Annotated in this window: 7 protein-coding genes and 1 rRNA gene; 6 read left to right on the plus strand and 2 right to left on the minus strand. The window is 46.4% G+C overall.

Going from position 1 to position 9,946, the window contains the following annotated elements:
- The 3 genes from rrf to QZ375_RS12550 form a co-directional block, all read left to right on the plus strand.
- Positions 1-108, plus strand: a 5S ribosomal RNA gene (rrf, locus tag QZ375_RS12540); the annotation flags it as partial.
- 150 nt (positions 109-258) lie between these two features.
- Positions 259-696, plus strand: coding sequence for a CBS domain-containing protein (locus tag QZ375_RS12545; protein ID WP_295219596.1), 438 nt, complete (start codon positions 259-261; stop codon positions 694-696).
- A gap of 64 nt (positions 697-760) precedes the next feature.
- Complete coding sequence (locus QZ375_RS12550) at positions 761-2,395, plus strand: FAD-dependent oxidoreductase (RefSeq protein ID WP_295219597.1); 1,635 nt, start codon at positions 761-763, stop codon at positions 2,393-2,395.
- Between the two features lie 122 nt (positions 2,396-2,517).
- Here QZ375_RS12550 and QZ375_RS12555 read toward each other — a convergent pair whose 3' ends face one another.
- Both QZ375_RS12555 and QZ375_RS12560 read right to left on the minus strand, forming a co-directional pair.
- Positions 2,518-3,900 (minus strand): hypothetical protein, encoded by a 1,383-nt coding sequence (locus tag QZ375_RS12555; protein WP_295219598.1) that lies wholly within the window; start codon positions 3,898-3,900, stop codon positions 2,518-2,520.
- Positions 3,872-4,426, minus strand: a complete 555-nt coding sequence (locus QZ375_RS12560) for a sigma-70 family RNA polymerase sigma factor (RefSeq protein ID WP_295219599.1) — start codon at positions 4,424-4,426, stop codon at positions 3,872-3,874. Before QZ375_RS12560 ends, QZ375_RS12555 begins: the two co-directional genes overlap by 29 nt.
- Positions 4,427-4,717: 291 nt before the next feature.
- Here QZ375_RS12560 and QZ375_RS12565 point away from each other — a divergent pair, with 291 nt between their 5' ends.
- The 3 genes from QZ375_RS12565 (at position 4,718) to QZ375_RS12575 (ending at position 9,789) form a co-directional block, all read left to right on the plus strand.
- Positions 4,718-6,370: a dockerin type I domain-containing protein gene (locus QZ375_RS12565; protein WP_295219600.1), complete on the plus strand. Its 1,653-nt coding sequence runs from the start codon at positions 4,718-4,720 to the stop codon at positions 6,368-6,370.
- Between the two features lie 227 nt (positions 6,371-6,597).
- Entirely contained in the window at positions 6,598-7,260 is a 663-nt protein-coding gene (locus QZ375_RS12570) for an ABC transporter ATP-binding protein (RefSeq protein WP_295219601.1), read from the plus strand.
- A 3-nt stretch (positions 7,261-7,263) separates the two neighbouring features.
- Entirely contained in the window at positions 7,264-9,789 is a 2,526-nt protein-coding gene (locus QZ375_RS12575) for an ABC transporter permease (RefSeq protein WP_295219602.1), read from the plus strand.
- The last annotated feature ends 157 nt before the right edge of the window (positions 9,790-9,946 follow it).

Genomic DNA, 9,946 nt, shown 5'->3' on the forward strand with positions numbered 1-9,946 from the left:
TTATGGCAAAGAGGTTCCACCCGTTCCCATTCCGAACACGGCAGTTAAGCTCTTTCGCGCCTACGATACTTGGTCTTCTCGACCTGGGAAAATTGGTCAATGCCGGCTCTCTCTATTGGGCGCAATCTCCTCGATTGCGCCTTTTCTTGTTTTAAGGTCTCTCTGATTTGGGGAGACCTTTTTTGTTTGTGGGCTTGTCAAGTGTATGGAATTATGCTATAATGAAAGCAATAAAGCTTCAAAAAGGAAGGCTATTCAATGAATATTATTTTTTTAATAAAGCCAAAATGTGACACTGCTTTTTTATATACAGATGATTCCATTCGACAAGGTTTGGAAAAAATACATTATCACAAATATACCGCGATTCCGGTGATTGATCATGAGGGAATTTATCATGGAACGATTACAGAGGGAGATTTTTTATGGCATATTTTGGGACGTGATGTACAGGGGGCATCCTTGTCTTGTGATATCCGCACGACGGAGCATGAATTGGTTACCAATTTGCTGCGTCCGATGTTCAATCCGCCAGTGAATATTTATGCGACAATGGATGATTTGTTACAACGAGTCATGGATCAGAATTTTGTGCCAGTTGTGGATGATCGAGGTGTTTTTGTGGGCATCATTACCCGAAAAGATGTCATTGGATATTTTGTAGGGTTGAATAAACCAGTTGATCCTGCCGAATAATTCAACTGCATAAAACCAATTTTTCTTGGAATGCTAATGGTATTTCGAAAGGAGGCTAGGAAGGGTGAATCACTTATATGATGCTATTATTGTAGGTGGAGGTCCTGCCGGACTTGCGGCTGCTATTTATCTGGCACGTGCCAAGTATCGAACTCTTTTGTTGGAAAAGGAGAAAATCGGCGGACAAATCGCCATTACTTCAGATGTAGAAAATTATCCGGGCATTTTGCACATTAGCGGTTCTTCGCTTATGCAGAATATGCAGCGCCAGGCGATGCAATTCGGTGCGGAGATTCGGACAGCTCAGGTGCTCCGATTGTCGTGTAGTGGACTTTTCAAGGAAGTTGTGACTGAAAAAGGGACATTTCACTCCCTAGGACTTATCTTGGCAACAGGCGCTGTACCTCGGATGGCTGGATTCCAGGGTGAAGCAGAATTTCGGGGACGGGGCATCTCCTATTGTGCCACATGCGATGGTGCTTTATTTCAAGATATGGAAGTTTTCGTCATTGGCGGCGGATATTCGGCAGCTCAAGAAGCATTATTTCTTGCAAAATATGCCAGAAAGGTGATCATGTGCATTCGCCGGGATCAATTTTCCTGTGCAAAATCTCTTGCGGAACAAGTGCTGGCACATCCCAACATTGAAGTGCGGTTTCAGACGGAACTGGTAGCTGTGCAGGGTGACCAGATGCTACGTTCTGCGCTGCTCCGTCATTGCGTCACGGGAGAAACAGTGGAGTATACGCCGGCGGATGGGAATTCTTTTGGTGTATTTGTGTTTATCGGGTATATGCCGGAAACATCGCTCTTCCGGGAACAATTGGAATTGTCAGAGGGTGGATATCTGAAAACGGATATTCATCAGAAAACCAGCTGTGACGGCGTTTATGGTGCAGGGGATGTCTGTGAGAAAAGCCTGCGGCAGATCGTCACAGCGGTTTCAGATGGTGCAGTTGCGGCGAATGCACTGGAACATGTGCTCACTGCACGACATGAAATGTATCATATTCCAGCATTTCCTATGCCGCAAAAGAAAATTAATACTGAAACGCATCCTGTTCCTGAAAAAAAGGTCGATTCATCGAACTTTTTACCCATTGAAACACGAGGGCAGCTGGAGCAGCTGTTTCGTACGCTGAAAAAGCCCTTGTGTATCCGGCTGCATATGGGCAGCGGTGCGCTTTCTCAAAAGGCGCAGCGTTTTGTTCAGGAAGTTTGTGAGTTATCCGATTTTCTGCAATGGGAAACGGTGCCTCTGTCAAAAAAGGTAGAAAATCAATGTCCTGTACTGGAATTCTGTCAGGGAAACGGTACTTCTTATGGACTTTTTTTCCATGGGATTCCGGGCGGTCACGAGATGCAGTCTTTTGCCATGATGATCTACAATGTTGCCGGCAAAGGACTGCCATTAGATGCAGAGGTTCGTGCAGCAATTGCTGCACTTCCGGCGCTGCATCTGGAAATCGCAGTGACATTATCCTGCACTATGTGTCCCGATACGGTCATTGCCGCAAGCCGATTTGCTCTGTTGAATCCACGAGTGCGAACGGATGTCTATGTGCTCCAGTGGCATGAAAAATTTCAGAAACAGCATGGAATCCTCAGTGTACCGTGTATTTTATGCCAGGGAAAGGTCATTGGTTTTGGAAAACGATCGGAACGGGAATTGTTGGAATTGATCCAAAAACAGGGATAATTCCGACTCATATTGATCAGATAAAATATATACAATCAACATAACAAACCGGACGCACCACAATGTGATACGTCCGGTTTGTTATATATCAAGGTAATTCCGCAGAAGCTAGTTTGGATGTTTTACTGCAAATCGCTCAGTGCAATTGCCGGAGAGCCGATGTTCAGTATGTTCAGATACAGATTGTCCATTTTGTCTGCATCTACTAAAAATGCAAGAGTGACTTCAGCAGATTCGCCTGGCGCAAGATCTGTCAGATTGTTTTTATGGTTGCTGTGACTGGTGGAAAAGCTGAATGCCATGTTGTCAGCTTTTAGGTGTATGCTGCTGTCGGTGGAATATGTGTCGCCAGTATCCCAGTCATAGATAACCTTTTCACCTTCGATCCAAAACAGAGACGGGCACACGCATTCTTCTACCGTTTCAGAGCCTATGTTGGTGTAGGTCAGGTGCATTACCAAAACTTTCTGAGGAATAGTTTCCTCTCGTATCTTTTCATCCAGCGTATTGACACCGTCTCCCATAGTGTACCATGTGCGGATATTGTCAGCCACAGTGCCGTCTGCTTTGGTGTAATCAGCATAGTTTGCTGGATTACCGCAGCCGTCTGTGGTGATGCCGTCGAAGGTGTCTTGTACACTGACACTGTCCACAGAGACAGAAACGGCACTTTCGGTTTCATAAAAATCGCTGTTTATAATCGTATCTCCGATCTGGTAAATCTGGATGTCTTCCGGGGCAGGGTTGACGTCTTCGATCCCGGCCGGTTCCTCTTTTTCAGTATCCTCTGTCCATACTGTAGCAGTTTCTGTGTCTGCCGGCGTCAGGGATAGCTGAGCGGCAATTTGCTTTACTTCGTCTTCTGTGATATCTGAAGTGACGTACATTTCAACGGCATAAGGCGAATCCGGGAAAGCGATCCAGATCTCACGGTCAAACACCTTGCCGCTCATGCCGGTGGTGTCATGTTTGGCGCAAAGAACGGTATTTTCACCGCAGGTATAGGTTTCCTGAGAAACAGTATAGGAAATCTGATGGGTGAGGGCTTCGCTTTCACTGCTCATCTTCCAGTATAGCATGGTAACGCCTCGATCCTGTGCATCCCGGTACTTGCCGTCTTTTTCTATATATTCCATGCCTTCAGGCATCCAGCCCACAGACAGCGCCATTGGCTGCGTGGATGCATTTGTTTCACTGCCGTTTTCGATGATCACATTCTGCTGATAAGCGCCTGTTTCTTGGAAATATGCGCTGAAGTGGCTGACAGCAAGGGCAGTGGACGGAACGAGTACCACAGCAGCGGCAATGGCAACAGTTGCGGTAAGGGGCTTTTTCATACGGAAATTGTGCTTTTTCATCTTTGTGACCTCCATTTGGGTATTCATCCGGCTTTTTTTCTGCTGGTACTGTTCGGAAAAGACGTGGGTCTCTGCATCTGGTGCGAAAGCATCCTCCACGATTCGTTCCCATTCTCTGTCATGATACGGAAAAGAGTTGCGTTTCATAGTATATGTCCCCCTTTTGTTTTCGGATGGTTTTCTTGGCACGTTCGAATCGTTTTCGGGCAGTTGCCTCCTGCATGGACAATTGAGATGCGATCTCCCGGAAGGACAATTCCTCCTGACAGCGCATCAGAACAATCTGCCGGTCTGTTTCGCTCAAAGGCTCTAGGAGTGCTGCAATGGCTTCTTCTTGTACGACATTTGCCAGGAGTTGTTCGATGTCATCTCTTTTATCCGGGATCTGCATGATCTTGTCATCCCATGCTGCCCACCGTGCAGATTCCTTCTGATTCTTACGGTATTGGTTGATGGCAGTGCTGCGGATGATACGAATGATGTAGCGTTTTGTCTGTTCACTGTCCACGTCGCCAATCTTGCGCAGATTCTGTATGATACGCAGAAAAGCGTCTGATACAGCATCCTCTGCCTGCTGTGTGTGGTGCAGGATGGCATAGGCAATGCGATACATGGGCTGTTCGTAGATATTGTAAAGATGGTTGAGTTTTTCTTGTTCTTCTGGTGTTGTCATATGCTCACCTCTTTTCTTGGACGTCCTGTCTATTATAACAGATTTGCAGATAAATTTGTGACATATCATTCAAAGTTTTTTTGTGAAATGACAGAGCTTGCGATATACGGATGATTTGTGCAGTTCGGACGTCCGATTATAATAACCATTTGGAATAGCCTTTTGTGACATCTGCACGTTTCGTTGGGTATGGTAAATTATATTAAAAATTGAGGAATATTTTTACACAAAATATATAAAAATATGTTATAATAGAAATATCAATTTTCAGAAAACTGGAGGAATGGAAGGATGAAGATCAGAAAGAAAATGGTTGCTGCGTTCTCCGGGGCATTGATTGCGGCGGTATCTTGTATGTGTTTCAGTTTGCAGGCGAATGCAGAGCTGGCACTGGTGGGCTATCGTGGAGACGTGAACCAGGATGGAACGCTTTCCGCTGCGGATATGGTGCAGCTGCAAAAATATCTGCTGGGAGAGGCTGCTTTTTCCACGGAAACGGAGTGGAGATACGGCGGCGATCTGAATGCAGACAATGCGGTCAACGGCATTGATCTTGGAATCCTGCGGCAGTGCCTGACAGGTACGTCCGAGTGGATCGGAATCTATGAGGAACGGGAAGACCCCACAGAACCCACGGAGCCGCTGGAAACGACAGTGACAACGGAAACGACCGTTCTCACAGAAACAACCACCACAGAGACGACAGCTGCAACGGAAATCACAACGGAAACTGTCGATGAATCGCCCTTCCTGGTTGCACCTATTGCAGATATTGACGCTTCGCTGCCGTCTCAGGGAGAAGCAAGCCTGGTGATCTTCTACATTGATTTCCCGGACTGTACCTATTCCAACAAGCTGTCCGCAGAAGAATTGCAGGAAATCGCTTTTGGACCGGAGAATACTTCGTCAGAGAATTATCCTTTTGAAAGCATGTCTGCATTCTATGCACGCTCTTCCAAGGGTGCTATGGAACTGAATGGACAGGTGTTCTCCTACACGGCGAAAAATTCCATCTCTGCTTACGGCACTGATAAGGTTGCTCTGGCAAAAGAATGTTTTGAGGCATTCAAGGACAGCGTGGATTTCAGCCAGTATGACAGTGATGGAGACGGTAAGATCGATGCCACATTGTTTACCGTTCCAGAAACTGCGGATAATGACAACTGGTGGCCATGTGCCGGCGGTTTCGGTGATGGGGAGTATACCGTGGACGGCGTGAAGGTGGGACATATCATCACCGGCAACGCTGATTCGGTGAGCATCACCAATTTTAACAGCAGTTATCTTCACGAAATGGGACACTGCATGGGTCTGCCGGACTATTATTTGTATTATTCCGATGACGGAGAGGGTATGCACGGTTCTGCCGGAACAGAACTGATGGATATGGACGCCTATTCGGATTTCAGTGCCTTTTCCAAGCTCATGCTGGGCTGGTATCGGGAAGATCAGATCTCGGTCTATGATCCCTCTCAGGGCGCTCAGACATTCCAACTGAAAAGTGCACAGACAGGGGATGGCAATTGTGTGATCATTCCCTATGGCAAATTGGATGAAAAGTATTTCTCCGAGTATTTCATTCTGGAATATTCTACAGTAGACGGAAATAACAGTGGTGTTGCATCCCAGTGGTGGACAGAAATTGACAGTGGTGTGCGAATCCAGCACATTCAGGCAGAGAAATATTCGGATTACTGGTGGACATATTTCAAGTATCAGAACGGTTCGGAATTTACCAACAATGACGATGACGGTATTCGGCTCATTCGGCTGGTCAATGACGGCGGCGGTGTTTTCAAGACCGGTGCTGCTATCGACAGTAATACTTCCGGCTTTGGGTGGTATGATGCCAATGAGGCAGAGACCATCGATCCGGGTGTGACTATTACAGTGGGTGCGCTGGAAGATGGTTCCTATACGGTGACCATTGCGCCGAAATCGTGATCGATTTGACAAATTTCGCTATTTAGCGCATTGTAGGCAGGCATGTTGTATTTTACGGGAATAGAAATAGTTCCTGAAAGAATGCAGTGTGCCTGCTTTTTGTTTTCGAGATTTCTTTTCGGTAATATCATACGAGGATCATACAGTAAGGCCTTTAGAAAATCTGTCACCAGATTGTAAGAAGATCGATCTATAATAGAAGTATCAAATCAAAAGGAGTGACTGTAATGAGTATTCTGACATCACAGGATCTATGTAAATACTATGGGACAGGCGAAAATATGGTCAGAGCATTGGATCATGTTTCTATTGCCATAGAGGAGGGGGAGTTTATCTCAATCATTGGTACTTCGGGCAGTGGTAAGTCTACATTGCTGAACATGTTGGGTGGGTTGGACAGACCAACTTCCGGTGAAGTGATGGTTTCGGGCAAAAAGCTGTCCCGGATGAATGATGAGGAACTGACGATCTTTCGCCGCCGGAATATCGGCTTTGTATTTCAAAATTACAATCTGGTGCCGGTGCTGAATGTGTATGAGAACATCGTTTTGCCCATTGAACTGGATGGGGCAGAGGTGGACAAAAACTATGTCCATACCATTGTGGAAACGCTGGGACTGGAGAAGAAGCTGAAAGCCATGCCCAACCAGCTTTCCGGGGGACAGCAGCAGCGTGTTGCCATTGCCCGTGCACTGTCTGCGAAGCCTGCTATGATCCTGGCGGACGAACCCACTGGAAACCTGGACAGCAAAACGGGTATGGACGTTATCTCTTTGCTGAAAGTTACCAGTCGGGAATTCAACCAGACTATTGTCATGATCACCCATAATGAAGAGATCGCACTTATGGCAGATGGGATGATCCGCATTGAAGACGGCAAGGTGGTGTGAGCCATGCTAAAAAATAACAATCAAGGCGCAGTAAAACGCATTGCAGCCCGTTCTATGAAACAGAACCGGATGCGGAATTTGTTTGCTGTACTGGCGATTATTCTGACTACCTTCATGTTTACCACGGTGTTCAGCATTGGTTTTAGTCTGGGTAAAAATCTCAATACGATGATGCTTCGGGAGCAGGGAACAAAGGCTGCTGTGTTTCTGGATTCGCCCACAGAAACACAGATCGCACAGGCGAAGCAGTGTGACCACCTGAATGCTGCCGGACTTCAAATAGAAGCCGGAAGTGCACAGAAACCCGAAAATTCGGGAACGAAAATCGCCTTGCGGTATTATGATAAGACTGAATGGGAAGAAAATTTTCTTCCGGCTGTTAGTGATGTGACCGGAAATTATCCTACGAACAAAATGGAAATCATGCTGTCCAAAGCGGCGCTGGATGCGCTGGAGATTTCTCAGCCGAAAAGCCAGATGGACATCACTGTCACAGTGGACGGAGAACAACAGACATTTCAGCTTTCCGGATGGTTTACGGATTATTGTTATACTGCCGGAGGCTTTCAGGGATTTGTCTCCAAGGCCTATACAGACAGTTTGGGACTCACCGTGGAAGAAAACGGTACGCTCTCCATGTCGGCAAAGGTGGGTGCACAGCGTGTACTGCTGGAAGAACTAGACAGGCAGGTGACGCTCGAAAAGGGACAGGAGATCGATTCTACCTATGATGTACAGGACGAAAACGGTTCTAATGTCCTGGTGGCTGTGGTTTGCATGGCGCTTGTGGGACTGATCATTGTATTCAGCGGTTATCTGCTGATCTACAATGTCATGTATATTTCGGTAACAAAGGATATCCGCTTTTACGGTATGCTCAAAACCATCGGTACATCGCCGAAGCAGATTCGGAAAATGGTACGGATACAGGCATTCCGGCTGTCTGCGGTGGGAATTCCTGCGGGCATTTTGCTGGGAACACTGGTTTCCTTTGTCGCTGTTCCCTATGCGATGAAGCTGTTCGGCATAAATGGCGTTATGCCGACGGACATCAGTTTCAATCCCTTTATTTACATGGGAACGATTTTGTTCGGTATTTTCACTGTTGCTGTCAGCTGCCGGAAACCGGCGAAGTTGGCGAGTCGGGTCTCTCCTGTAGAAGCCTTGAAGTATAATGGGCAGAACACAGAGAAAATCAAGCCGAAAAAATCTACGGATGGCGGGAAACTGCATAAAATGGCATACCGCAATGTGTTCCGGGAAAAGAAACGTGCAGTTCTGGTGTTTGCCTCATTGTTTATGGGTACTATGGCGTTTCTTTCCACAAATACTTTTATTGGAAGTATGAAGCTGGAAAACTATGTGGACTACTACCTGCCGAATGACTATACCATTTATACAAATTGTGACGGCGATAAATTGTCGAACGATGAACTGCCGGAAGAAAAGGTACAGGAAAATGTGGATGCGGTGCTGAAGATGGCAGAGGAAATCGCTGCGATCGATGGTGTCAAGAATGTCAGCGTGAATCGTTCGTTGGATGCAGATATTGTCTTTGATCAGGAATTGTTCCGCCCGTTTCTGGAAAATCAAGGTGCAGATGAAGCGCAGATCCAGTACATGATCGATTATTATCAGGAAAATGCCTATTCTGCACCGGTGATCAGCGTCAGCACAGAAATGATGGAACTGTACAATCAGAAAGCGAAACAAAAGATCGACATTGAACGATTTGAAAAGGGAGAGATCTGTTTTGTGGGCTATGTGAACTCCCAGGAACAGGCGGAGCAGGTGAAGGGCAAGACCATTACTCTGACAGATCCTGACAGCGGAAAATCGGTTTCCCTGGACGTAGGCAGTTGTCCTACAATGGATGATGACCACGGCATTAACGTGGGATATTATTGGGAGATGGCGGGTGCGCCATCCTGTGTGTTGATCAGTGATGCTGCGATGGAACAGCTGACAGATTCTCCCTCGGTGGACAATGTTATCATTGACTGTGACCCAAAAGCGGAGAGTTATGTGACTGCTCGGATCAAGGAATTGACGAAGGTCAATCCAGCTGTACAGGCTGTGGAGATCAAATCGGAAAGTATCGAGGACTTTCAGTCCAGTATGACGGCAATGAATATTCTTACTGCTGGTATTTCTATTGTGCTGATCCTCATTGGTGTCATTAACTTTATCAATGTGATGCTCACTGGTGTGTTTACCAGACGGAAAGAGCTTGCAGTGCTGGAGAGCGTGGGCATGACGAAGAAGCAGGTGCGGAAAATGCTCATGTTTGAGGGCGTGTATTATGGATTGATTACGATTGTTTTGATTCTTACTGTTGGAAACGTGATTGTTTATGCAGTTGCGAAGATGGCACAGAGAATAACAGATTATGCTGTATTCCACTATCCATGGATATTAATGCTAGCGATTGCAGCGGTAATTCTCTTGATTTGTATTGTTGTGCCAGCTTTGGTTTACCGGACGATTTCAAAGGACAGCGTGACGGAACGGTTGAGAAACGGTGAATAAGTAAGGGCAGCGCTGCTTCTGCGAAAACATGCTCTAGGGAAAATGATGCTGACAAAAACTGCGTACTTTACGGTGCGCAGTTTTTGTGGTATAATGAAGTGTAAGAGGGTGCGCCAGTTCGGTGCAGATAAAATAGTTCGGTGAAAGTCCGAACCCG

The sequence above is a fragment of the Ruminococcus sp. genome (assembly GCF_019417665.1).
GTDB lineage: Bacteria > Bacillota > Clostridia > Oscillospirales > Ruminococcaceae > Ruminococcus_C.

Bases quoted from the DNA above. Each gene is read 5' to 3' on its own strand.
- QZ375_RS12555 (WP_295219598.1), bottom strand. From the start codon at position 3,900: ATGAAACGCAACTCTTTTCCGTATCATGACAGAGAATGGGAACGAATC.
- QZ375_RS12560 (WP_295219599.1), bottom strand. From the start codon at position 4,426: ATGACAACACCAGAAGAACAAGAAAAACTCAACCATCTTTACAATATC.
- QZ375_RS12575 (WP_295219602.1), top strand. From the start codon at position 7,264: ATGCTAAAAAATAACAATCAAGGCGCAGTAAAACGCATTGCAGCCCGT.
- QZ375_RS12565 (WP_295219600.1), top strand. From the start codon at position 4,718: ATGAAGATCAGAAAGAAAATGGTTGCTGCGTTCTCCGGGGCATTGATT.
- QZ375_RS12545 (WP_295219596.1), top strand. From the start codon at position 259: ATGAATATTATTTTTTTAATAAAGCCAAAATGTGACACTGCTTTTTTA.
- QZ375_RS12570 (WP_295219601.1), top strand. From the start codon at position 6,598: ATGAGTATTCTGACATCACAGGATCTATGTAAATACTATGGGACAGGC.